The organism is Vibrio sp. 2CM40D (assembly GCF_023161825.1).
In the GTDB taxonomy this organism is placed as follows: Bacteria; Pseudomonadota; Gammaproteobacteria; order Enterobacterales; family Vibrionaceae; genus Vibrio; species Vibrio alginolyticus.
On sequence record NZ_JALNTL010000001.1, the window covers coordinates 208,064 to 232,288 of the forward strand.

General features: G+C 42.7%; 25 protein-coding genes. 11 read left to right on the forward strand and 14 right to left on the reverse strand.

All coding sequences use genetic code 11. The annotated features are described in order from the left end of the window. The first annotated feature begins 129 nt into the window (after positions 1 to 129). The 3 genes from MTF70_RS00955 (at position 130) to MTF70_RS00965 (ending at position 3,262) form a co-directional block, all read left to right on the forward strand. On the forward strand, positions 130 to 1,917 hold the full coding sequence (locus tag MTF70_RS00955) for a terminase family protein (RefSeq protein ID WP_234499372.1): 1,788 nt from the start codon (positions 130 to 132) through the stop codon (positions 1,915 to 1,917). After that, entirely contained in the window at positions 1,914 to 2,945 is a 1,032-nt protein-coding gene (locus tag MTF70_RS00960; protein ID WP_234499373.1) for a phage portal protein, read from the forward strand. Before MTF70_RS00955 ends, MTF70_RS00960 begins: the two co-directional genes overlap by 4 nt. Positions 2,946 to 3,010: 65 nt before the next feature. Next, complete coding sequence (locus tag MTF70_RS00965) at positions 3,011 to 3,262, forward strand: ogr/Delta-like zinc finger family protein (protein ID WP_234499374.1); 252 nt, start codon at positions 3,011 to 3,013, stop codon at positions 3,260 to 3,262. Here the strand turns inward: MTF70_RS00965 and MTF70_RS00970 are convergent. The 7 genes from MTF70_RS00970 to MTF70_RS01000 all read right to left on the reverse strand — a co-directional run bounded on the left by MTF70_RS00970 (position 3,257) and on the right by MTF70_RS01000 (position 7,044). Further along, positions 3,257 to 3,475 (reverse strand): hypothetical protein, encoded by a 219-nt coding sequence (locus MTF70_RS00970; protein ID WP_025517538.1) that lies wholly within the window; start codon positions 3,473 to 3,475, stop codon positions 3,257 to 3,259. The two genes, MTF70_RS00965 and MTF70_RS00970, sit on opposite strands and share 6 nt — an antisense overlap. A gap of 127 nt (positions 3,476 to 3,602) precedes the next feature. Beyond that, positions 3,603 to 5,483: a replication endonuclease gene (locus tag MTF70_RS00975; protein WP_248393819.1), complete on the reverse strand. Its 1,881-nt coding sequence runs from the start codon at positions 5,481 to 5,483 to the stop codon at positions 3,603 to 3,605. A gap of 5 nt (positions 5,484 to 5,488) precedes the next feature. After that, entirely contained in the window at positions 5,489 to 5,725 is a 237-nt protein-coding gene (locus MTF70_RS00980) for a hypothetical protein (protein ID WP_031821628.1), read from the reverse strand. Continuing rightward, on the reverse strand, positions 5,722 to 5,949 hold the full coding sequence (locus MTF70_RS00985) for a hypothetical protein (protein ID WP_140315745.1): 228 nt from the start codon (positions 5,947 to 5,949) through the stop codon (positions 5,722 to 5,724). Before MTF70_RS00985 ends, MTF70_RS00980 begins: the two co-directional genes overlap by 4 nt. Then, positions 5,949 to 6,149 carry a hypothetical protein gene (locus MTF70_RS00990; protein ID WP_064368671.1) on the reverse strand — a complete coding sequence of 67 codons (201 nt, stop codon included), beginning with the start codon at positions 6,147 to 6,149 and terminating at the stop codon, positions 5,949 to 5,951. Before MTF70_RS00990 ends, MTF70_RS00985 begins: the two co-directional genes overlap by 1 nt. Positions 6,150 to 6,177: 28 nt before the next feature. Continuing rightward, entirely contained in the window at positions 6,178 to 6,717 is a 540-nt protein-coding gene (locus tag MTF70_RS00995; RefSeq protein WP_140315747.1) for a phage regulatory CII family protein, read from the reverse strand. A gap of 114 nt (positions 6,718 to 6,831) precedes the next feature. Next, positions 6,832 to 7,044 (reverse strand): hypothetical protein, encoded by a 213-nt coding sequence (locus MTF70_RS01000; RefSeq protein WP_045607456.1) that lies wholly within the window; start codon positions 7,042 to 7,044, stop codon positions 6,832 to 6,834. Between the two features lie 88 nt (positions 7,045 to 7,132). On the opposite strand from MTF70_RS01000, the gene MTF70_RS01005 reads away from it, so the two are divergent. Together MTF70_RS01005 and MTF70_RS01010 are read left to right on the forward strand one after the other, a co-directional pair. Then, positions 7,133 to 7,759: a phage repressor protein CI gene (locus tag MTF70_RS01005; protein WP_140315749.1), complete on the forward strand. Its 627-nt coding sequence runs from the start codon at positions 7,133 to 7,135 to the stop codon at positions 7,757 to 7,759. Further along, on the forward strand, positions 7,760 to 8,449 hold the full coding sequence (locus tag MTF70_RS01010) for an HNH endonuclease signature motif containing protein (protein ID WP_140315751.1): 690 nt from the start codon (positions 7,760 to 7,762) through the stop codon (positions 8,447 to 8,449). It begins immediately after the preceding gene. A 7-nt stretch (positions 8,450 to 8,456) separates the two neighbouring features. Here MTF70_RS01010 and MTF70_RS01015 read toward each other — a convergent pair whose 3' ends face one another. The 4 genes from MTF70_RS01015 to MTF70_RS01030 all read right to left on the reverse strand — a co-directional run bounded on the left by MTF70_RS01015 (position 8,457) and on the right by MTF70_RS01030 (position 13,677). Further along, a complete protein-coding gene (locus MTF70_RS01015; protein WP_140315753.1) occupies positions 8,457 to 9,371 on the reverse strand; it encodes a hypothetical protein in 915 nt (304 codons plus the stop codon). Between the two features lie 2 nt (positions 9,372 to 9,373). Next, the gene (locus tag MTF70_RS01020) at positions 9,374 to 10,528 is read right to left on the reverse strand and encodes a DUF3696 domain-containing protein (protein ID WP_140315755.1); all 1,155 of its coding nucleotides are present in this window, start codon (positions 10,526 to 10,528) and stop codon (positions 9,374 to 9,376) included. Continuing rightward, positions 10,525 to 12,438 carry a DUF262 domain-containing protein gene (locus MTF70_RS01025; RefSeq protein ID WP_140315757.1) on the reverse strand — a complete coding sequence of 638 codons (1,914 nt, stop codon included), beginning with the start codon at positions 12,436 to 12,438 and terminating at the stop codon, positions 10,525 to 10,527. Before MTF70_RS01025 ends, MTF70_RS01020 begins: the two co-directional genes overlap by 4 nt. 120 nt (positions 12,439 to 12,558) lie before the next feature. Beyond that, complete coding sequence (locus MTF70_RS01030; protein ID WP_140315759.1) at positions 12,559 to 13,677, reverse strand: DNA cytosine methyltransferase; 1,119 nt, start codon at positions 13,675 to 13,677, stop codon at positions 12,559 to 12,561. A gap of 187 nt (positions 13,678 to 13,864) precedes the next feature. On the opposite strand from MTF70_RS01030, the gene MTF70_RS01035 reads away from it, so the two are divergent. After that, entirely contained in the window at positions 13,865 to 14,887 is a 1,023-nt protein-coding gene (locus MTF70_RS01035) for a tyrosine-type recombinase/integrase (protein ID WP_248393821.1), read from the forward strand. Positions 14,888 to 15,122: 235 nt separating this feature from the next. Here the strand turns inward: MTF70_RS01035 and MTF70_RS01040 are convergent, their stop codons facing one another. Then, positions 15,123 to 15,458, reverse strand: coding sequence for a Grx4 family monothiol glutaredoxin (locus MTF70_RS01040; RefSeq protein ID WP_017635833.1), 336 nt, complete (start codon positions 15,456 to 15,458; stop codon positions 15,123 to 15,125). Positions 15,459 to 15,743: 285 nt separating this feature from the next. Between MTF70_RS01040 and sodB the strand changes: the two genes are divergently transcribed. The 3 genes from sodB to MTF70_RS01055 all read left to right on the forward strand — a co-directional run bounded on the left by sodB (position 15,744) and on the right by MTF70_RS01055 (position 17,864). Continuing rightward, positions 15,744 to 16,328, forward strand: a complete 585-nt coding sequence (sodB, locus tag MTF70_RS01045) for a superoxide dismutase [Fe] (RefSeq protein ID WP_005396533.1) — start codon at positions 15,744 to 15,746, stop codon at positions 16,326 to 16,328. 154 nt (positions 16,329 to 16,482) lie between these two features. Next, the gene (locus tag MTF70_RS01050) at positions 16,483 to 16,986 is read left to right on the forward strand and encodes a VC2046/SO_2500 family protein (protein WP_033907342.1); all 504 of its coding nucleotides are present in this window, start codon (positions 16,483 to 16,485) and stop codon (positions 16,984 to 16,986) included. 134 nt (positions 16,987 to 17,120) lie between these two features. Then, on the forward strand, positions 17,121 to 17,864 hold the full coding sequence (locus MTF70_RS01055) for an SDR family oxidoreductase (protein WP_005380732.1): 744 nt from the start codon (positions 17,121 to 17,123) through the stop codon (positions 17,862 to 17,864). A gap of 143 nt (positions 17,865 to 18,007) precedes the next feature. Here MTF70_RS01055 and adhE read toward each other — a convergent pair whose 3' ends face one another. Then, positions 18,008 to 20,710 carry a bifunctional acetaldehyde-CoA/alcohol dehydrogenase gene (gene adhE, locus MTF70_RS01060; protein WP_005380731.1) on the reverse strand — a complete coding sequence of 901 codons (2,703 nt, stop codon included), beginning with the start codon at positions 20,708 to 20,710 and terminating at the stop codon, positions 18,008 to 18,010. A 650-nt stretch (positions 20,711 to 21,360) separates the two neighbouring features. Between adhE and MTF70_RS01065 the strand changes: the two genes are divergently transcribed. Both MTF70_RS01065 and MTF70_RS01070 read left to right on the forward strand, forming a co-directional pair. Further along, entirely contained in the window at positions 21,361 to 21,999 is a 639-nt protein-coding gene (locus MTF70_RS01065; RefSeq protein WP_005380729.1) for a YchE family NAAT transporter, read from the forward strand. A gap of 35 nt (positions 22,000 to 22,034) precedes the next feature. Then, positions 22,035 to 22,898 carry an ion transporter gene (locus tag MTF70_RS01070; RefSeq protein WP_005380728.1) on the forward strand — a complete coding sequence of 288 codons (864 nt, stop codon included), beginning with the start codon at positions 22,035 to 22,037 and terminating at the stop codon, positions 22,896 to 22,898. A 57-nt stretch (positions 22,899 to 22,955) separates the two neighbouring features. Here the strand turns inward: MTF70_RS01070 and asd are convergent, their stop codons facing one another. Continuing rightward, positions 22,956 to 24,071: an aspartate-semialdehyde dehydrogenase gene (gene asd, locus MTF70_RS01075; protein ID WP_005380727.1), complete on the reverse strand. Its 1,116-nt coding sequence runs from the start codon at positions 24,069 to 24,071 to the stop codon at positions 22,956 to 22,958. Positions 24,072 to 24,225 lie beyond the last annotated feature (154 nt).

A 24,225-nucleotide genomic window follows, 5' to 3' on the forward strand; every position in this document is an offset into this window, starting at 1 on the left:
GCAAACAATACGCCTTTGAATGAGTGGTTTCAGCCACTTCAATTCCTTGCAATTCGGATTTAGCCCATATCCGAATTCATCCGAATTTAAGTTAGTCATTTGCAAGTTTTCGGCGCGTATGATGCGCTTATGGCATATTCTCCCGAAATACGACAAGCCGCCCGAGCACTCTATTTGAAAGCTTGGACGCCACGTGAAATCGCTACCGAACTGAACCTGAATAATGAGCGCATCATTTATTACTGGGCAGACAAATTCGGTTGGCGCGATATGTTGCGTGAACAAACCATTGATGAAGCGATAGCAAATCGAATTCAAACACTGCTTGAACTTGTTGACCCCACAAAAAACCAACTAGACATGCTCGATCGGCTTATCAAGCATCACGCTGCATTAAAGAAACAAAGGGCACAAGAAAAGCAGCAAGGTGAGCAACCTTTAAATACAGGGAATAAAAAGCACGACGGTACAAATAGCCGTAACAGCCAGAAATCTAGCAGTAATTCAAAATCGACCAAGAAACGTAAAAGTAAAAAGAATGACATCAGCGAACTGAGTGAAGATGACTTTGTCACATGGCATGACTCCCTGTTTGCCTATCAGCATGTAATGCGCAACAACATAAAACAGCGTATTCGAAACATTCTTAAGTCCCGCCAGATTGGCGCAACTTACTACTTCAGTGGTGAAGCGTTAGAAGATGCGATTCTGACCGGCGATAACCAGATCTTTTTGTCAGCATCACGAGCTCAAGCGGAAGTATTCCGCAGCTACATCATTGCTATTGCAAAAGAGTTCTTAGACATAGAGCTGACTGGAAACCCGATCATTCTCTCCAATGGCGCTGAACTCCGCTTTTTATCTACCAATAGCAAAACCGCGCAGAGTTACCACGGCCATGTTTATGTTGATGAGTATTTCTGGATACCGAAGTTTGACGAACTAAACAAACTCGCTTCGGCAATGGCTACCCATAAAAAATGGCGTAAAACCTACTTTTCGACACCATCATCGAAAATGCACCAGGCATATCCGTTTTGGACGGGCGACCAATGGCGAAAAGGCAGAGACTCACGCGCCAAAATTGAGTTTCCAACGTTCGATGAATATCGCGATGGTGGTGTACTTTGCCCTGATAAGCAGTGGCGATATGTCGTCACTATTGAAGACGCTGCAGCAGGCGGCTGTGAACTATTTGATATTGAAGAACTGAAGGACGAATACAGTAAAGACGATTTCGATAACCTGTTTATGTGTATCTTCGTCGACGGCTCTTTGTCTGTATTCAAATTCTCTGACCTCGAAAAAGGCATGATTGACTCTGCCCACTGGCAGGACTTCAAGCCGAAAACAAAATCACCGTTTGCCGGGCGTGAAGTATGGTTGGGTTATGACCCTAGCCGAACGCGAGATAATGCTTGTTTGGTAGTAATAGCTCCACCGGCAGTTGCAGGTGAAAAGTTTCGTGTCTTAGAGAAGCACTACTGGAAAGGGCTTAACTTCCAATACCACGTGAGTGAGATTGAAAAGGTATTTCAACGCTACAAAGTCACTTACATAGGCGTTGATACTACAGGCATTGGCGGTGGTGTTTGGGACTTAATTAAGAAAAAGCACCCTCGTGAAGCCCACGCCATACATTACAGCAACGAAAACAAGAATCGCCTAGTAATGAAGATGATCGATATCGTAGAAGCAAAACGACTTCAGTTTGATGCAGAACACAAAGATATTGCTATGGCATTCATGGCGATTAAACGAGTGCCGACCAATAGCGGTAACGCTATGACCTTTAAAGCAGAGCGAAGTGAAACAACAGGTCACGCCGATGCGTTTTGGGCCATTTCACACGCCATTATCAATGAGCCTCTAGACCACAACACACCAACGAAATCAACCTGGGCGACTGCAGCATGAACAATCAAAAAGACAAACTAGTACAACAGGAGCAACATGCGGAATCTGTTTATCACCTTGACTCAACGCCTGAGGCAATTGACTCAACCAGTTGGATGACTTCATATTCTGAGCTTTTCTATAACGACACTGATGGTTACTGGGAACCACCAATCTCACGCCAGGGCTTAGCAGAAACTTCTCGTGCAAACGCCTATCACGGGTCTTTACTTAAAGCTCGAGCAAATTATGTTGCTGCCCGTTTTATTTCAGGTGGAGGTTCAAGACGTCGGCAGATTCAATCTTTTTGTAATAACTACTTCACGTTTGGTGATGCCGCATTTTTAAAAATCCGAGACCACTTCAAGCGTGTTGTACGCTTGTTTCCTCTACCGACCATGTATCTGCGTAGACGTAAAAATGGGGACTTCGTTTTGCTAGAGCGAGACAACAAGCAACGAGTGTACAAAGAGAATGACATCATTTTTTTGCCTCAAGAAGACCTGCAACAGCAAGTTTATGGCCTACCTGATTATCTAGGTAGTTTACAAAGCAGCTTACTAAATCGAGATGCAACGCTATTTCGTCGTCGCTATTACAAGAACGGTGCACACATGGGATTCATTTTTTACGCCACGGATCCAAACCTTAGTGATGACGACGAACAAATGCTGAAGGAAAAAATCGCGAGCTCTAAAGGGGTGGGTAACTTTAGAAGTATGTTTGTTAATATTCCAGGCGGTGCAGAAAAAGGTATTCAGCTAATCCCGGTGGGCGATATAGCGACAAAAGATGAATTTGAGCGAATCAAAAACATCACTGCGCAAGACATTCTCGTAGGCCATCGCTTCCCTATAGGAAAAGCAGGAATCATTCCCCAGGGAACGACTAATCTAGGTGATCCTGTCAAAATTGGCAGTGAGTATGCCAAAGACGAAATCATCCCCGTATGCGAATTAATTATGGATGAAGTTAACAACGATCCCGAGATAAAAAATATCAAAAATCTACATTTTAAATTTAATACTACGTTTGGAGAAAGCTCATAAACCTGTACAAAAACACAGCCCTTTGACGTATCATTATTTGGTCAGTCAATAAGTTAGGTTCTTGTATGAGAGTATTGTGTCCGGAGTGTGGTTGTAAAAGCCGCATCCAAAAATCCAACCGTATATCTGCGGGTTATACAGACTTATATTGTTCTTGTAGTGATGCAGAGTGTGGGCACACATTTGTGATGAACTTGTCTTACAGCCACACGCTTAGCCCTTCTGCGAGGACAACTTCACAGATGGCATTTAACTTGGTTAAAGCTCTAGCACCAGATCAGAGAAAAGAGCTGAAGCAGCAACTTTCAATGCTATAACTTGAACTCTGGACTATCCACTTCATCAGCCATTTGGATGATCATCTGAATGGCTTCTACTTTGTCGTTATCGAGTTTACCTTGATTGTCTGCGACCACTAACCCCATCAAATACGCACCGACCTGCGCACGGCTTTCGGCTTCAGTGCTTAATGCTACTCCATCGATGATGAGCTCCAGTGCTTTCTGGAATAACTGGTTTTTATTAGACATATCAATACCCTTAACAACTACATCGCCAATATACTGTATATACATACAGTTTTCTACCCATTCTTTGCAGCCAATGTCACTGTATCGAAAGTTGATATGGAGAAGCTCACCGTCCGAGCTCTTTTATCTAAGTTGGTACACCTTCTTCTTTCATGAAGCTTTCCCAAGCGGGATCAGACCGGTCTAACTCCATTTCCAGGAGGTACTTATCGAGTATTTTTTGGCTTTTAGGTGGAATTCTACAGTTATTGCCACTGGACCAAGGGCGGTCGCTCCCGCTCCCTTCAGAAGCCTCCGACAAGTCGGAGTCTTTCTTAATGAGTTTCCATTCCGTTTCTCGCGTATAAACAAGTAAACCTGAACCTTCCACCCCATCAGTGACAGTAACAATTTCTCCGTATTTGTTTTCGCGTTCTTTTGTAACTAAGCGGATTGGACGCTCAGACGATCTAAGCCGATGCCCGCCCATATAATCCATGTAAGCAGAAAAGAAACCACAGTCGGCCGCTCTTCTGGCCTTTTCAAACAAGCAGTATTCTTGCTCTTCATCGATACGACGAAGCTCTCGCCAAATGGTCACTGGCGGAGTTTTCTGGAATTGGAACTGACGAAAGCAGAATGTACGTGACCAAGCGGTGACGTTCTTTACGGTTTCTTGAAGCTTGGCTCTTTTATTGTCTCGGTCGACTTCGCCTTCAAGGGCAAAACCATCAACGTTTTTCGAAATATACTTAGCAAGATAAGCAACGGCACCTCCGGCAGATTTATCGATCAACTTTGCATCAAAGCGCGCTTTCATCGCTTTGGTTCTTGGTGTGCCATCTTCAAAATATAGGTCTTTGGGCTCTCTAAACTGATACGCTTCAAGCCCTGCGATGAACGCCTTTACGTGCTCTAACGGCATGAAAAATACGCCATGCCAGTGAGGTGTGCCGTCTTGGTGAGGCTCGACTACTCTCATACCGTAATACACTAACTCACGGTAATCGGCCCAGGCTCTAAACAAATTCCAGCCATGGCTTAGCCAAGCATGTGCGTCTTTAGGGTTAGCTCCGTCAAACTTGGGGTTTTCTATCCAGTATTTACCGTGTTGTTTGAGCCTGTGAAATCGGCTCGGTGAGGTCATGGTGACAAAGATTGCGACATGATCATTGCTCTCTGCATATTCCTGGCAACCAGCAATGCGCGTCATTAGCTCATGTCTACGATTTGCAGGATTGCTTTGAGACGAATCAATGACTGTTTTTAGGTCAACGACATCCCCGCTTTCGGACTCTATCGCCATCAACTCAATCCACTCTCGTTGACGGTCTTGGCGAATAGTTAACCATTCACAAGCAGAGTTAGAAGCATAAGGTGAGCTATGTGGCGAAACCATACCAGCAGCACGACGAGCATTCTCAAATACCGCAACAACAATACGGCCAATAGCCCTGCGCCAAAACGCTTCATCCATTAGCCTAACAATCATTGAATATGCTTGGTTGGTATCCTCAACATGTGCGAAATGAGGTAGCCACAGAGAAGCGCCTGTAAATTCATTGATAAATGAGATTGTCTCAATTGGTGAGAGCCCATGCTCTGACGCGAGCCTGACTCGATTTCCGCAGCGCCCGGCCATTTCAACAGCCAATTTCGCTCTTTTGATTTCATTATCAACTTTCCACCAAGCTTCAGGTAACACGGAAAACGCAGATGCAACAGCGCTACTGCGCTTTTCAATAAACTCAATTGCACGCTTAAAGCCATACTTTTTTAATCGGCTCGAGGCCGCTTTATCAATATAGTTGCGGATATCGAAAGGTAGCTTGAGCTTGTTAGCAGTCATAGACGCAAACTCAAATACTCTTTCTCGCGGTGTAAGTTCACCATCATGAACCCATACGCCATTCACGAAAGAAAGTTGGGAAGTACCTTTTTGATTATCCAGATAAGAAATCAACTCCCGATGCAGATTGCTTGGGAGTCGATTTAGTGGATTGTTTAGGTTAATGTTGTTCTTCTTCATGAAAGTTAAGAACGTGCCACCACACGATTAGGTAAACGCAAAGACTTTTGCTTTTGTTTCGTGAGCCAAACTCTTTTGCGTCGCTCACGCTCTGTTTCTGTTGTTGCTCGTTTTGCTTCAAGCTCAGCTCGTACCTTCTCTAACCAAACAAGGCCACGTTCTTTGTCTTCCTTTGTCAAAGAGTAATGCGGCAGATCCGGACAAGGTAAATGACAGGGTTCAGTAATAGTTTGAATGCTCATATCTCGGTAAACTCCTGTGCATCTACGACGATAAACCCACCTAATCCTTCCCCTTCGCTTAATACACCACGGCGGACATGATTACAGTTCAGCTGTTCACAGGCTTGATTAACGGCATCGTCTAACGAATCGAAATCTCCAAGCACCGTTGTTTCTGGCTCTTGAGTGTGTTTGTGGCGCTTCATCGCACCATCACCAAAAAGTCGAATAGCTACGTATTGCATTAGGCACGCTCTCCTCTCTCAGAGATGGCTTTCATTTCTAAACCCGCTTGTCGCCTAATATCTTGCCAAAGACGAATATTTGAGTTTTGCTGGCACTCTTGCCCTTCGACTTGGTTCTGCTGGTACTTGCTGATGTTCAGCGCAGCAACGTTCTGTATGTGTAAAGCTTCTTCTAGGGTGTTTAGTTCAATCGTTATCATTTGGAAATATCCTTACTATTCTCTGGAGTTAACTCAGTCCAGGAATCGGTGCACCACTGGCGATGAAATCCACGCTCATACTTAGTAATGGCGTGATGCCCGTTGTGCGACTTTCAAGATCAGAGATAAGCGCGACCAGATTGCTGATACTGCAATGCGCCTTGTCGATGATGGTTTGCTTGTGTGAACGGCTAATGCGGCTGCTTCCGCCGTGTTCCAGCGCCATGCGAGATAGGTCGCCAGAGTGCACCGCGTTTTCGAGCGCCCGCTTGATAAAGGTTTCTTCACTCGCATCACTTGGGATATGCGCCATCACCACACCAAGGCCAAGCAAAAGGCTATTAAGAATGGTGTAGTTACCACTCGCTTTGGTTATCAGCACAAGTTCTACGTTGGTTAGAACGTGCGGCTGCTCAGGGTTGAGCTTATTGCGCAGCATGGTGGCATTCATTCCTACGGCTTTTGCTAACTTGGTCATGTTCTCCGAGTTCGCAAATGCACAACACGCTTCGTTAAATGCCTTTTGTTTAGAGCCACGTAATTCGCACATTGAGTCAATTTCGTTCATAGCGAATACTCAATTGAAGAAATACGGTACGAAAACAAAACCCCAACCAAGGATGTGTAGCCACCAAGGGCAATGCTCTTTGGTTGGAATTAAGGAAGATAAGCGCATGATCACCTACCCCAAGTTTTCCATTGCTTCTCGTGTAGCAATTTCAAGTAACGCCACCATGTTGATAAGCGGTGTTTCTTTACCTTTTGCTTTAGTTTTAATAGGTAAGCGACCATCTGCCACCCAATCCATGATGGTACGCTTAGGCATACCAGAGAACTGGGAATATTGGTCGTACGTCATGAAAGGTGTATTTAGGACTACTTGATATGAGAGCATAGTGATATCCTTTTGCGTTGGTAAATGTTTAACACCGGACTTATGAGTTGCAGCTCGCGGTCCATTTGAATTGGATTATTGATCGTATATGCGAACAAATCAAGCCAAATTGCCCCCTTTTGATTATCAAGGTGGGAAATTCGTCACAGATCGTCTTCATGAGATACTGGGGACTAAGACTATTCGAGACTTAGGTGAGCGTTTAGATGTTTCTGCTTCTACAATAGCCACCTGGCACAAGCGCGGGCTTTGCCCGTACGAAGTAGTTCTGCGAGCTCACATGTATACAGGTGTTTCATTAAAGTGGTTAACACTTGGTGAAGGCGAGCCATTTCCGAACAGAGATTCTCACAAACATGAATCAAAACGGATGGAGACCAAGTTCTTGTTCGACATTGACTCATTCAATATTAAGAACGGAAAATTAGAAAACATACAGACATTAACTTTTGATAAGGCTTATCTAGACGAGATTGAAGTATCAAATCCAATGGCAATACGTGAAAACGGCCGAACATATATCGTAGATAAAGAAAATTTACAGGCAATTAATGGCACGTACCTAGTCGACATGGATGGCCTATTCTCTCTAAACCAAATCCAACGCCTACCAGGTAAGAAACTAGCGATCAGCTTTAATGGCTCAACTTTGACAGTAGAGGAGGATGAAGTAAGAGTTGTGGGTAGAGTTGCATTGGTGATGGAGAAGAAGTAATTGGCAAAAAGAAATGATTGGTCTGAACAAGAGTTGTCTGAAGCGGTAGATGCCTATTTGGAAATGCTTCATAAAGATGAGGCCGGTATTCCTTATGTAAAGAGCAAATGCTATCAAAACCTTGCAGATAAGTTTGGTCGCACACCAAAAGCTTTCGGCAGAAGAATGTCGAACATCACGCACATAATGATGTTAATGGATCTACCTGTAGTTTCTGGTTTAGGTCGATTACCAAATGTTGGTTTAAAACAAGCACCAATTATTGAGCGCCTAATCGCAGACAAGCTTAAGCATACATATACTGGTGTCGGTTTAACCGATGCTGAGATGCAATCCGTAGTTAAAGCGAAGAAAACACCGAAAAAACCCACTGGTGATGAAACACCAGGCTTTGTTGAGACAACAACAAAAATTTACAAGCGGTCAGGTAAGGTTAAAGGTTGGGTTATTCGTAGAGCAGATGGTAACTGCGAACTTTGTGGGGATGATGCACCTTTTGAAAAAGAAGATGGCGCACCATTTTTAGAGGTGCACCACTTAACTCGTTTAAAGGATGACGGTCCTGATACTGTAGAGAACTGCGCAGCACTCTGCCCTAACTGTCATAGAAAACTTCACTACAGTTCAGAAAGAAAAGCGTTAACTAAGGCGCTTCGACAAACGATTTTAGAAAAAGAAAGCGACTTATAGCCGCTTTTTATAAATGCTCACCAATATGCGCTATAGCAATTTGCGGATTTTCAGGGTCTATTTTGTTAAAGAAACCAAAATAAATACGGTTGAAATAGTAAGTACCTTTGCCGTTAGCTCCATCAATTCGCTCTAACTTATAATGATACTCACAATTAACATTCTTATATTCGACATTATTAATTAAAAAGTCTCTTTTTAAGGCCGCTATTGTTCGCTTGTTTTTCCCCGTACCTTCAGGGGTAACTGGGAAGTCTAAACTTGCATTGAGATTATTTAGGTTATTCTGAGAATCATGAGGAATTATTTCATACTGATCCATAAAAGTAAGACAATCTGTAATACCTTTAATAAAGGATTGATAGCCTCCCTCTGTTTTTCGAATACTATCAAAAGTCGTATTTTCTTGGTGCCCTGGGTAATCCAGAAAGATTAGATTTCGATATAACTGAACAAAACTCTTCGCATACTCACCGTGAGTTCTTGGATTATTTACAAGCACATCCGAACAGAATTCAACCAAACTGCTGCCATCTACGATGTTACGGTGCAATTGAGTAGTTAAAATATTATTTGAATCCGATGAATATAGAGACATCCATGCGCCATCATATTCTGGTTTAGCAGCATTTACCAAAGCAACCACTGACTCAGAATCTAGATCAGCGATAGTACTAGCGTTTCCCATATTTGCATCATAGAGCAACCCCATTATAGTACCAGCATCTAAATGTTGTGGTTGCTGAAACAGCTCATTTGCAGCCATGTCATCAAAATCATTTGATTTAGAAAATAAAATAAATCCATCATCCTTAAGGTATTTTTCGACTAGTTCTGAAGAAGCTTTGATTGATAACGCTACTGACTTTTGATCTTTTGAAAAATCGAAACTTTCTGGAACAAAACAAATGTTAGCTTTCAAGATTAAGCTCCTTTAGTTGGGAGCTGCGATTGTCCAGTCATAATCATGAACATATCTTGAGCTTGTTGGTCAAAGAACCCATCAGGCCAATTAGATAATTTACCATCTTTAGCGATGGTTATTTTTTCTACATTACTTTGCTGCTCACCTTGTGAAATGTAGTAAAGCGTAAACAGCTCTGGAGCAAAGTCCTCTTTCAATCTCGTAATTACACGAATACCGTTCAGTAAGTGATCACTATGTGTTTCTACTATAACTTGAACACCAGCTTGTGCTGTTAGAGCAATAAGTCGTCCTAAATAGCTTTGTCCTTTAGGGTGTAAATGAGCCTCTGGGTTTTCAATTATAACCAACCCACCTTTAGGCGTATTAAGCAATGCAGTTACAATACCCAGCACGTAACTAACACCAAAACCGACGTTTTGTGGTTTTATCTTACTTCTATAGTTCTGCCCAAATATATTAACTGACGCTACAGCTTCCTCGATTAAATCGGGGTTTAGTTCTATCCCTGGACTAATTTCATTCAGCCACGCATTAATCTGACGAAGCAACCCATCTCTGCTATCTGACTGATGCATTCTTGGATCAGAATTATCTTTCGTAGGTTCAAAAGCACCACCCAGATACAAAGGTTTGTACTTCTGAGAGCGTGAGAGCACTTCTGAAGTAAATTCGCCCTTCGCTCCTAACCAATGCTCATGAAAACGACTGCCTTCGATCAAATCAAAACTATTCTGAGGGCCTAGTCTATCTGCTTGTAAGTATTGAAAATTTGAGACTAAACTCTTAAACCCCTCAGGTAATATCTCTGAATAACCACCCAATAATTGTAAATCTTTACTTGAGTCATCTAGCTCTTGATAACCCCATTCAAGTACGTATCCATCTAAATCGACTTTCACAGACAAGCTTAAATCTTGGCCAACCTGCCCCGTATTGTCTTTATGATGGATATCGTTGCCAAAACCTACCGACACTAACTGTCCGTTTAACTTGGCGACCTTATCAAATCTAGATTGAAGCGGAATTGAAAGCGCTTGAATTGCTGTACTCTTACCGACAGAGTTGGTACCACAAAATACCGTTAGTTCAGAAAAATCAAACTTCTTGTGCTTATAGCACTTGAAATTGTGGATCTCAATACTATTAATCATTGGTTAACTCCTGACAAAATCGGTGATAGCTCTACATCGACGCCTGTGCTTTGTTTTAAAATTTCCCTGAATGATTCAAATCGGAATCTAACTGTGACATTCTTACCCGTAGACTGGCTTATTGAGTACTGTAATCCTCGACCTTCATTTTCGTATTTAGCAGACTCCCACTCTGCATAGTCTGACGAGTCCTTATCAATCGCTTCATACAACATGTCGATTAACTCATCACTACGTGATATTACTTGGTACGCCTGCTCTTCAGATAGCTCTGAAAAATATGTAACTATCAGCTCAAAGAGAGGCTTACTAATAGGGACTTTCTTTGCCGAGTCCGGTATTTTTTTAAACGCATAGTCACCAAATACTTGCTCTGCGATTTTTAATCCATTCTTAAACTTGTCTGCTATTAATTTATAAACTGGACTGTACTCTGCCGATAACTTGGACATACCCTCATCTAATAAATCTTCATCATCTAGTTTAAGGGTATGGGCATTCATGCTTTCCATTGCATCTGAAAGGTATTTGTTATATTGGTTATCAAAACTTTTGTAACCGCGAAGCATGAAAGACAATGCAGACAAACACAGTTCCATATCTTTTTGTCGGTCTGATTTAATCTTCCCATGAGTAGCGGATTTAAATTCAGGAGTAGATGCTAGATACCTCAGGAACTTGACGCTTGTACCTTGGTTTAAAGCTGAACGAATTTCTTGTTCACTTAATTTGACTCCATAAGTATTAATACGATGGAAAAGCTCAACGATAATATTGTCTTTATCTGTTGCCATATCAATCAAATGCGCGGTCAATGGGTATTCACGAATCTTTCGTTGCTCCGCTCGCTCTAGCCCGCTGAAATCTTTACCATTAAGTTCCTCTAATACCTCAAGTCCATTTAGCGAAAACTCTCCGCGCATAAAGTCATATATGGTTGTAATACGTTGCAAACCGTCAACAATAATCCAGTCTCCATTTGGTTTTTCTGCAAAATAAAAGACCGGTAAAGGCAACCCCATTAGAATGGATTCGATAAGTTTGGATTTTCTCGGGTCTGGCCAAACCCTATCTTTCCTTTGGAAATCAGGCTGTAACTCAATCTCCCCAAAACTCAATCGATCGAAAATCAATGAGACTACAGGAGTTAACTGTCGTATCTTGGTTTTTCCTTGGAGTATAGGGCCGACGGCTTCTTTTTCGTCATCATTTGCAATACCCGTAAGTGACTCATCATCGATCAACTCATCGATGGATTTATCTGAACTAGACGAGCCAACAACATCTTCATCACGTGAGGATATTGACCCATCAAGAGTAACAACAGCATCACTAACCTTTTGATTTAATATAAGTAAATTATTTACAGCACTTTCTGCTTCCTCAACAATCACATCACCCGGGAACTTCTTAGTTACCGCATCAAAGGCACTTTTCAGCGTCTGTATGATTGAAGCTTGTGAATCAGCAATAGTCTGGTTAGATAAGGCGGTATAGTTATCAATTTTTTTTCTAACCATCCGGAGCTCAGATGACTTAAGCTCCGACAGAATACCTAACTCATGTACCGATTCGTTACGTAATAATAGGTGCTTGCGATTTTTATATCTAAAATGTTGAATATAAGGTAGGTGTGCAAACACTGTTTCAGGTTGATTCCGACTACTACCTCCGCCATAAAGTGCTTGATCGACATTGCTAAAGCCTTTGACCGTCAGCTCATTCCAAATATCTTCTAATTCGCGAAAAGATCGAGCAGTGCCTTTCGATTTAGGACTATTGGACACGAAGTACTTCTCTGAGCTTCTGTCTAATGCGTTCACATAAATTGAGGGAGTTTTAGGGTTAATGGAGTGGAGCTCTTTTCCAACTAACTTTTCTATATCTGCTAAAACATCTTTAAAGTGCATGAATTACGCCTAGTCTGAATTTTTACTAGTCATAGTCTATCATGAGTGAGTTATAAATGTAGTCAAACGATTCTTAACGTTGTGAAACGTATAGAAAAGGAGCCGTTAAGCTCCTTTTCTTTAAAGTGTTTTGAGGTATGTTCGAATGGTTTGGGCTAACCCTTCCGCAGCTAAATACGGGACTCCATTACCGATAGTTTTGAACATATCCGATAAAGTCATGGTCGGAGGAAAGCAAAACTCTTTTGGCAATGATTGAATTGCCAAAGATTCAGCAGCACTTAAACGTCTGTCTTTATATGGGTGAAGATGAACTTCATTGTTTCCATAGGCTGCTGTAGGGGAATAACGCCAGCGATGAAGGCGTTTAAATGACTTCTTACTATCGTCACCTTCCAAAATTGTCTGGAATCTATGCATAGATTGAGGCTTAAAGTGATGCTTTGCATTGGGATGATTGTAGACATCATTCTTCTTGAACCAGTGCTCTACTGTGAGTTCTTGAAACTTTGTCAAAGAAGCGGGACATAGTTTCTTAGAATCTTGAGCATATGTTTCTTGTCTCGGCCACATTTCTTTATTAAGAACAATCTTGCTATCGAATTTAATCTTGGCTTCCCAGTCAAACTCTGTATTTAGCTGTTCAGAACTAATGTTCCCGACATGAGATTCATGAATACCAAACAACAAGATACGATCCCTATCTTGTGGAACACCATATTCAATACAGTTGGTCAAACGGTCTGTCAGAATATAACCAGCATCTTCTAAACGTAGTTTCATCTCATCATAAAAAGCTCGATGCTTAACCGTTCTCCAAAGCCCTTTTACGTTCTCGAACAAGAAAAAGTCCGGTTGGTTTTTAATGATTGCATCTATGTAAACACGGCTTAATTTTCCGTTTTCCCCTTCAGAGCCTTTGTTTTTACCTGCAACAGAGAAATCTGGGCATGGAGGACCACCAATAAAACCAACTAAAGAATCAGCTTTGGCATCCTTAACATAATTGCTTAATTCAGGAGCTTTATCATCAGTCACAAAGTCTTCGATACTGCCAAGAAAGTGGCCATACTTCGGCTCGGGTAATTTCATCACCTTTCTTGAGTATATGTATGCATCTAGAAAAGGCTTATGGAACTCATTAACAAAGCGAACATCAAATCCAGACTTTTCAAAGCCTAAATCTAAGAAACCACTACCAGAGAAAAAAGAAAAAATAATTGGTTGATTAGCAGACAACTTAACGCCCTAAATGTTAATGGTATCAATAAACGACCGACTATATTACCTCATGCGATAACACAGTGTCACTGGAGTTTGTCATTCTTTCGGCTCAAAGACTTTGTTTAATGTATACGACAGAAAACATTGTTTAACGTATGAGCACGAATTAAACTGTATGTATATACAGCCTCGTTATAATACTATGTCCATTAGAAATTTAAAAGACGGCTCTAAGACACCTTGGCTATGTGAATGCTATCCAAATGGTCGCTCAGGTAAACGCGTCCGCAAGAAATTTGCTACCAAAGGTGAAGCAGCCGCTTTCGAACGATTCACCATGCGAGAAGTAGACGATAAGCCCTGGCTAGGTGTTAAACCTGATCATCGTCGTTTGTCTGAGCTAGTTGCATTGTGGTTTCAGTTGCATGGTAAGAATCTAAAATCCGGTGACCATACTCGTCTTCGTTTAGAAAGCATGGTTTCAGATTTAAACAACCCTATTGCTTCGCATCTCAATGCACAACAACTCGCAGTCTATAGAGCGACTCGCTCAAATAAAGGCCGAGGGAAACAACACAAAGACTTGTCTATTGCTTCTAATAATGTGGATTTCGGTTTGCTCAAAGCAATGTTCAATAAGCTGATAAAGCTTGGTGAATGGAAACTGCCAAACCCAGCTGATGGTATCGAGGCAATCAAAAAGCCTCAATCCGAACTGGCGTTCCTAACCGAGCAAGAAATTCGCCACTTGTTCGAAGTAGCGAGACAAAGCCCAATTGGTGACGAACTGATTAAAGTGTATAAGGTTTGTCTAGCGACGGGTGCACGCGTACGGGAAGCAATATTTTTAAAAGGTTCTAGCTTGGCGAAGTACCGGATCACTTACAGCAATACCAAAGGTAAACGCAACCGGACGGTGCCTATTTCTGAAGAGTTATATCACCAGATATATAAGCCGACCAATGATCGCCTATTCACCTGTAGTTACAACGTGGTGTATAAGTGGTTAACGATCGCCCTTCCCCATTTGCCAGAAGGCCAAGCTACTCACGTTCTACGCCATACCTTCGCAAGCCACTTTATGACGAATGGCGGCAACATTCTTGTATTGAAGGAAATCCTCGGCCATCAGCACATCGATCACACGATGATTTACGCGCACTTTTCCCCAAACCATTTGAGTGATGCGGTGAGGTTTAATCCTCTAACAGCACTAGATATCTAGCCGCCATAAGTGGCGACAAAATGGCGACACACATCGTAATTAAGCGTTACTCTGCGTTAAATTTCGGACAAGACATTTTGAACACACTAGGTAGGACAAGGGTTTACAAGGCTTCACGAGGGTTAGAGACATTACCGGACATAATAAAGCTTTATGTTCATTCCACTAACCTAAAAAGAAAAAGGAGCCAGTACGGCTCCTTCGTATTCTATCGCTAAATGTGAGTATTTACGAATTACTCAGCTTGATCTTCAGCGCGCGCTGCTGCTTCTTTGATTAGAGGCTGCAGTTCACCTTTTTGGAACATTTCTAGAATAATGTCACAACCGCCGATAAGCTCACCTTCAACCCATAGTTGAGGGAAAGTTGGCCATTGCGCGTACTTTGGTAACTCAGCACGGATATCTGGGTTTTGCAGAATGTCTACGTAAGCGAACTTCTCACCACATGCCATTAGTGCCTGTGACGCTTGAGAAGAGAAACCACAGCTAGGTAGTTTCGGTGATCCTTTCATGTACAGCAGGATTGAGTTTTCAGAGATCTGCTGTTTGATTTTGTCGATAGTTTCCATCGCTTCCTCATTCATGGGTTTGAACTTTATTTATTTGCCACATTCTACTCAATAACGACAGAATAAAAACCATATAATTAATAAGGCTTAATTTTAGGTTGCTCATTGGCGAGCAATGCAGAACTTCACCACTGCTAACCTCTTAAAATATTTTCATATCGGGGTTTTAATAAAGTAAAAACTTGCTAAAATACTTAGCAAGTCAGCCTTAAAGGCGACATAGCTATAAAAAAACACTGGAAGCAATCGAAAGGTCATCCTTTCAAATCAATGGAGAATCGAGTAATGGCATTTGAACTACCAGCTCTTCCTTACGCGAAAGACGCACTAGAACCACACATCTCAGCAGAGACTCTAGACTACCACCACGGTAAGCACCACAACACTTACGTTGTTAAGCTTAACGGTCTTATCCCTGGTACTGAGTTCGAAGGCAAAACTCTAGAAGAGATCATCAAGACTTCTACTGGTGGCGTATTCAACAACGCAGCGCAAATCTGGAACCACACGTTCTACTGGCACTGTCTTGCTCCAAATGCGGGCGGCGAGCCAACTGGCGCAGTTGCAGACGCAATCAACGCAGCATTCGGTTCTTTTGAAGAATTCAAAGCGAAGTTTACTGATTCAGCAATCAACAACTTCGGTTCTTCATGGACTTGGCTGGTTAAGAAAGCTGACGGCTCTCTAGAGATCGTTAACACTTCTAACGCTGCTACTCCTCTAACAGAAGAAGGTACAACACCACTTCTAACGGTTGACCTATGGGAACACGCGTACTACATCGATTACCGCAACGTACGTCCTGATTACATGAACGGCTTCTGGGCTCTAGTAAACTGGGACTTCGTAGCTGAGAACCTAGCGAAGTAATATACTTCCCCCTAAGTTCAATTTAGTCTTATTCAAAAGCCCGCTATTTAGCGGGCTTTTTTGTTTCGCCTTCCCTAGCACCTTTAAATAATTCCCTCTTTTACTAAAGTTTTTCTTATCCACGCCGTTAAAAGAGCATCGAGCGAGGAACATCATGCAAATTCATACGTTAGACAAAGCTGCAATTATCAACGAACTTCAGTTCGGTAATGGTATTAACCATGCCGTACACGAAGGTCGTCGTGCGGATTTCTCGCTGATTCTGTCTATGTTCTCTAATGATGTTCGAGATGTGGTCCCAGTTGAAGAGGTCCAGGAAGTCATCACCAGTGACAGTATTCTTCGCCAACAATTGGGTTTATCGCAACCTCAAGCTCTTCGTTCTGATAGCAGCAGCTATGAACTCGCAGCTGAACAAGCGAAACAGTTTCACGATGCAGGATTGCCTTCCGCAAAGCTGAGCCATTACCTAAAACCAGATGCGCTGACTTACCTGCCTGAAGACACATTCAACCTACCAGAGGAGGTTTATCACAACCTATCTGGTCATGAGCGACGCAGATTGGGCGAACGCAACAAACAACTGATCCCAGATGCTGGGCTATATAATCAGCTAGTGACGGCTCAACGTCAGCATCAAATTCAAGCTAAAGCATAGAGATCCGCTTTTTATCCAATAGCTTGCAATACCTACACGTCAGAAATGTGACATCTTACAAATTACCGCACAATAGTCCTCACTCGAAAGCGTTAGTTTGAAGCCTTTCACACTGAACCCAACGAATTTCAACCATGCTATTAGCACAAACCACTGGTGTATTGTTTTTCACATATGGATACAGTGAAGGTGCTATGGATATCAAAGAATCAATTATTCTCGTCACGTCTGCAGGTTCGGTTATAGGAAGAACCTGTGCAAATCACTTTGCTCACCTTGGAGCAACGTTGATTCTTTGTGACCAAAATTCTAGCGCTTTGAGAGCGAGCTATGAGCAAATCAGCGCTTTCACTGACAAAGTGTATGCGATGAATGTGTGTAGTGATAACACAACGTCCATTAACTTATTGTTTGACCAGATAGAATCACAGCTACGTGCGACACCAGATGTGATTGTTAATTGCTGGACCAGCTCCCCTATGCCTGGCTTAATGGCGCCAGAACCAATGAGTACTTACATTGATCACTTGTCGTCTGCGGCACGCTTCCTTTATACCTACGGCCAAGTAGGAGCAGAGCGCTTTCGAGCCAGAAACAAGAAAGGCGTCATTGTTAACGTCATTTCTCATGACAACCATGAAGACTTTACGGGAGTTGAAAGCATGGCGGCGTTGGTGTCAGGTTTTACTCACAGCTGGGCAAAAGAACTCACACCATTCAACATTCGAGTGGGCGGCGTTATTCCCTCGGTAAATCATACAAAAGAAGAGCTCAACGAGAGGCACTGGGCTGAGATCCAAGACGAACTAGTCCGCAACACAGCATACATCGTCGCGAATGAATACTTCAGTGGCCGAGTAGTTGCGACCGAAGTGTAAGCATACACAGCAACTCTGTTTTCCCAAGCCAGATGTAACTCCTGCACCAAAATAAAAAAAGCCCCAGTCATTTGACTGGGGCTTTAACCTTTTCCCGATTAAGGTTCCGTGCTAGCGAAAACCTTGCTCACTCGATTTTTTAATTACGCGTCAGCTTTTTCTTTCTTTGCTTTAGGTGCTGCTTTTGCTGCTTCTTGGTCTGCTTTCTTCTTGATAACAGTTGTACCTTCGAAAGTTTCGCCTTCAACAAATGCTTTACCGTAGTAAGAAGCCATCAACACATCTTTAAGTTCGCTGATTAGAGGGTAACGTGGGTTCGCACCAGTACATTGGTCATCGAACGCTTCTACCGCTAGCTCATCCAGTTTCGCTACGAAATCTGATTCAGCAACACCTGCCGCTTGGATAGACATTGGGATGTCTAGGTTAACTTTTAGTTCATCCAACCATGCTAGTAGACGTTCAATCTTCTGAGCAGTACGGTCACCTTCTTGGCTTAGGCCTAGGTGGTCAGCAACTTCAGCGTAACGACGACGTGCTTGTGGACGGTCGTATTGAGAGAACGCAGTTTGTTTAGTTGGATTGTCGTTCGCGTTGTAACGTACCACGTTAGAGATAAGTAGTGCGTTAGCTAGGCCGTGTGGCAAGTGGAACTCAGCACCCAGTTTGTGAGCCATTGAGTGACAAACACCTAGGAATGCGTTCGCAAATGCAACACCAGCGATAGTAGCTGCGTTGTGTACTTTCTCACGAGCGATTGGGTCATTTGCACCGTTCGCATAGCTTGATGGTAGGTACTCTTTTAGCATCTTAAGTGCTTGAAGAGCTTGGCCATCTGAGTATTCGTTAGCAAGAACAGAAACGTAAGCTTCTAGAGCGTGAGTTACTGCATCGTAACCACCAAATGCTGTTAGAGACTTAGGCATGTTCATTACTAGGTTCGCATCAACGATTGCCATGTTTGGCGTGATTTCGTAGTCAGCTAGTGGGTATTTAGCACCAGTCTTGTCGTCAGTAACAACCGCGAATGGAGTAACTTCTGAACCAGTACCTGAAGTTGTAGTGATACATACAAGCTCAGCTTTTTTACCCATTTTAGGGAACTTGTAGATACGTTTACGGATGTCCATAAAGCGCATTGCTAGTTCTTCAAAGTGAGTTTCTGGGTGCTCGTACATTACCCACATGATTTTCGCTGCATCCATTGGTGAACCACCGCCTAGCGCTAGGATAACGTCAGGTTGGTAGCTAGCCATTTGAGCCGCACCTTTTTCTACTACAGACAGTGTTGGGTCAGCTTCAACATCGAAGAATGTTTGAACTTCCATGCCTTGAGCTTTTAGTAGGCTTACTACGTCATCTGCGTAACCGTTGTTGAATAGGAAACGGTCAGTTACTAGGAATGCACGTTTCTTACCTTCTAGGTCGCCCAGTGCGATTGGAAGGCTACCACGACGGAAGTAGATTGACTTAGGTAGTTTATGCCACAACATGTTTTCAGCTCGCTTCGCTACAGTTTTCTTGTTGATTAGGTGTTTAGGACCTACGTTCTCAGAGATAGAGTTACCACCCCAAGAACCACAACCTAGCGTTAGAGATGGCGCAACGTTGAAGTTGTACAAGTCACCGATACCGCCGTGAGTAGTCGGGATGTTGATTAGGATACGAGCTGTCTTCATCTTGTCACCGAAGTAACGGATACGGTCAGCGTTAGTATCTTGGTTAGTGTAAAGACCAGATGTGTGGCCGATACCACCAATCTCAACCATAGTTACCGCTTGAGCAACCGCGTCTTCGAAGTTGTCAGCACGGAATAGACCTAGAGTTGGAGATAGTTTCTCGTGAGCGAATGCGTCATCGTGAGATACTTTGCCCAGACCTTCACCAACAAGAACTTTAGTGTCTGCTGGAACTTTAACGCCTGCCATTTCAGCGATTGCTGCTGCTGGCTGACCTACGATTTTCGCGTTTAGCGCGCCATCGATAAGAAGCACTTTACGAACTTTATCAGCTTCTGCTTTGCTTAGGACATAAGCTTTGTGAGAAGCAAAACGCTCTTTCACTTCGTCGTATACTTCATCAACTACGATTGCAGCTTGCTCAGAAGCACATACTACCCCGTTGTCGAAAGTCTTAGACATAAGGATAGAAGCAACAGCACGTTTGATGTCTGCTGTTTCATCGATAACAACCGGAACGTTACCTGCACCTACACCGATTGCTGGCTTACCAGAAGAGTATGCTGCTTTAACCATGCCTGGACCACCAGTTGCAAGGATAAGCGCGATGTCATCGTGTTTCATTAGAGCGTTTGAAAGCTCAACAGAAGGCTGGTCGATCCAACCGATGATGTCTTTTGGTGCGCCTGCTGCTACTGCTGCATCTAGAACGAGTTTAGCTGCATCGTTAGTTGAGTTTTTCGCACGTGGATGTGGTGAGAAGATGATACCGTTACGAGTCTTCAAAGAGATTAGAGATTTGAAGATCGCTGTAGAAGTTGGGTTAGTCGTTGGTACGATACCGCAGATGATGCCTACAGGCTCAGCGATAGTCATAGTACCTAGGTTGTCATCCTCTTCTAAGATGCCACACGTTTGTTCGTCTTTGTATTTGTTGTAGATAAACTCAGAAGCAAAGTGGTTCTTGATTACTTTATCTTCAACAATACCCATACCAGATTCTTCTACCGCTTGTTGAGCTAGCGGGATACGGGCCTGGTTAGCTGCAAGCGATGCTGCACGAAAGATTTTATCTACTTGCTCTTGAGAGTAAGTAGCGAACTCTTCTTGCGCTTTCTTAACGCGAGCAACCATTGCATCTAGTTCAGCCATATTAGTTACAGGCATAGGGAATCTCCTAAAATTAACAAATATTAAAAACTTTTTACTAAGGCTATTACTTATCGTTTTTACTGTTTATCAGTCACTTAGAAAACAAACGTCTTAGTAAATTGCTTTCAGGACTGAGTATAATATTTCAGAGTGTGAAAAAAATTGACTTGGATCAGTTCTCACCACCTAAATACTACCAAAGTGGTGCCTCATCACACCAAAATGACATAAATCACTGATAAACAAATAAATTAACTTTCATTTTTTATTGAGTAAAAAAGAAGCAAATGGACAAATAAATAAAAGAAACTACAACAACCTGTAAAAAAGTTTCATTTTTGACCAACAAAATTACATGTAGGCCCAATTCTTTGTGCTACTGAGAGTATATCGAACCGAATACATCTCTCTACAAACCACCTTGGTTTTTATCAAAAATGTGCGAATGTTAACGTTTATGTAAAACAGTGCAATTTATCAGCAACTTTATACGTAACATTTCCTTTCCAGATTAGATACAGTTTATTAAAGAATTAGTTTTTCTCACTTAAATGGCAGGGAATGCGTTAGTTTTTTTCATTTCTTACAACCTAACTTTTGCCTTACATTACGCCCAAATTACCCCTTCTCCTTTTCACTAATGTGAACTTTGATGAGTACGCAACATGCAAACTTTTGAACTTGCTATCTTCTTGCAGTTTTTTCTCGGTTTGGTCGCCGCAGTAAACCCTGTTGGTATCATGCCTGTGTTTGTGTCACTAACCGGGCATATGACACCAGACGAAAAGCGCAATACGGCAACAACAGCAAATGTGGCTGTTGCGATCATCCTGATCATTTCGCTTTTTGCTGGTCAGTTACTGTTAGACATGTTCAGTATTTCTCTGGATTCGTTTCGTGTCGCTGGCGGGTTGCTATTACTTAGCATCGCATTCTCGATGATGAGCGGTAAACTGGGGGAAGATAAGCAGAACAAACAAGAGAAAACGGAATACGTCAGTCGTGAACAGATTGGTGTGGTCCCTCTTGCAATGCCTTTAATGGCAGGTCCTGGTGCAATCAGTTCGACTATTGTTTATGGTGCACGCTACCCAAGCATGTTCGATACCGTGGGCATTAGTATTACGATTGGTTTGTTCTGCCTTTGTTCATGGCTATTGTTCCGCTCTGCCCCATTGATCGTACGATTTTTAGGTCAAACTGGAATCAACGTCATTACTCGTATCATGGGTTTGATATTGGGCGCGCTTGGCATAGAGTTCATTGCGAATGGCTTACGCAACTTATTTCCAGGATTAGCCTGAGTTTCTATAAAATTGTATGATAGAGCGATTCAACAATGGATCGCTTTGTCATGACGACTGACTCTCTTAAACATACTCTATATGTCACCATTTTTGGTACTCATACCAAAGCTGGTAAAACGTTCGATATTGCTCTCATTATCGCGATCATCAGTTCGTTAATCGTACTGGTGTTAGATTCGATACCCTCCGTTCGGGCCGAGTGGGAAAAAGAGCTGAAGTTTATTGAATACACATTTACTGGCCTATTCACGATTGAATACCTTCTAAGGCTTTATTGCTCTCCTAAACCTGCCGCCTACGCAAAGAGTTTTTATGGTGTCGTCGATTTACTTGCGATTTTGCCCACCTATTTAGCACTCTTCTTCCCATCCGCTTCGTTTATGGGTGTGATCAGGGCGCTGCGAGTGATGCGAATATTCCGCATACTCAAGTTAGTCCGATACCTCCAAGAGTCCAATATCCTCTTACGTTCACTGCTTATGGCGCGCAGAAAGATTTTTATCTTCTTTAGTTCCGTCGCCATTATGGTAACGATTTTCGGCTCATTGATTTTTATCATTGAAGGACCTGAAAACGGATTTACTAGCATTCCTAAAAGTATTTATTGGGCGATCGTGACCATCACAACGGTTGGGTATGGTGACTTGGTCCCTCAAACAGACCTAGGTAAAGGGCTTGCATCACTCACCATGTTACTGGGTTATTCCATTTTGGCGGTACCTACAGGTATTTTCACTGCCGAATTACACCAAGAGATGCAATCGCACAAAGTATTGGTGAAATGCCCAAACTGCTCCCACGCAGGGCACGACTCTGACGCAATTTACTGTAAACATTGTGGTAGTGAACTGGCCGATCCAGACAAAAGAGTCGTTCGAACGGAAGACGACGCATGAAAAAAGAGCTCCCTAAGGAGCTCTTTTATTTTGTCATCAAATAAAGGATTGATGTGATTATGCTTTCTCAGACAGAATAATTCGCAGAGTACGACGCAATGGCTCCGCAGCACCCCAAAGCAGTTGGTCACCAACAGTGAAAGCATTTAGGAAATCATCACCCATTGCCATCTTACGTAGACGACCCACTGGTACAGACATTGTGCCCGTAACTTTTGCCGGCGTTAGCTCTTGAGCAGTGATGTCACGGTCGTTAGGAATCACTTTCACCCAATCGTTATGAGTGGCGATGATTTCTTCGATTTCGTCCATTGGTACATTTTGTTTAAGCTTGATAGTAAGTGCTTGAGAGTGACAACGCATCGCGCCAATACGCACACAAGTACCGTCAATTGGAACAGGTGAACTTTGAGAACCCAAAATTTTATTCGCCTCAGCGCCCGCTTTCCACTCTTCTTTACTCTGACCATTATCGCGCTTCACATCGATCCATGGGATCAACGAACCAGCTAGTGGCACACCGAATTTATCGGTAGGGAAAGAGCCGCTGCGCATTGTATCCGCGACTTTCTTATCAATATCTAGGATAGAGCTTGATGGGTTTGCAAGTTCAGAGCTCACAGAGTCATTGATAACGCCCATTTGCGAGATCAATTCACGCATATTTTGCGCACCGGCACCAGATGCGGCTTGGTAAGTCATTGCGCTTGTCCACTCAACAAGGCCTTTCTCAAATAGACCACCTAGCCCCATTAGCATTAAACTAACCGTACAGTTACCACCGACAAATGTGTTCGTGCCACCGTGGATGCCTTGTTGGATTTGCTTTAAGTTCACTGGATCAAGTGTGATGATCGAATCTTCAGCCATACGTAGCGTAGAGGCCGCGTCAATCCAGTAGCCTTTCCAACCAGCCTGACGAAGTGCAGGGAAAACTTTTTCTGTGTAGCTACCACCTTGACAGGTGATTACCGCATCAAGCTGTTTTAAGCTTTCAATATCATATGCGTCTTGCAGTAAGCCTGCGTCTTTTCCTAAGTTAGGAGCAGGAATACCAACTTGAGAAGTACTGTAGAATACTGGTTCGATTAGGTCGAAGTCTTTCTCTTCAACCATACGCTGCATAAGGACTGAACCAACCATACCGCGCCAACCAACTAAACCAACTCTCATCGTATTAACTCTCCATGTATTAAAAAACCTACCCCATAGTTAATTTTTCACAGCAAAATCTCAACCCCTATTTTGTAAATAAGCGCGTTTTTTAACCTTTTCCTCTGAAAAACCGGGTTACACGAGATTTTTTAGTGTTTGGTTTGCGGTTTTA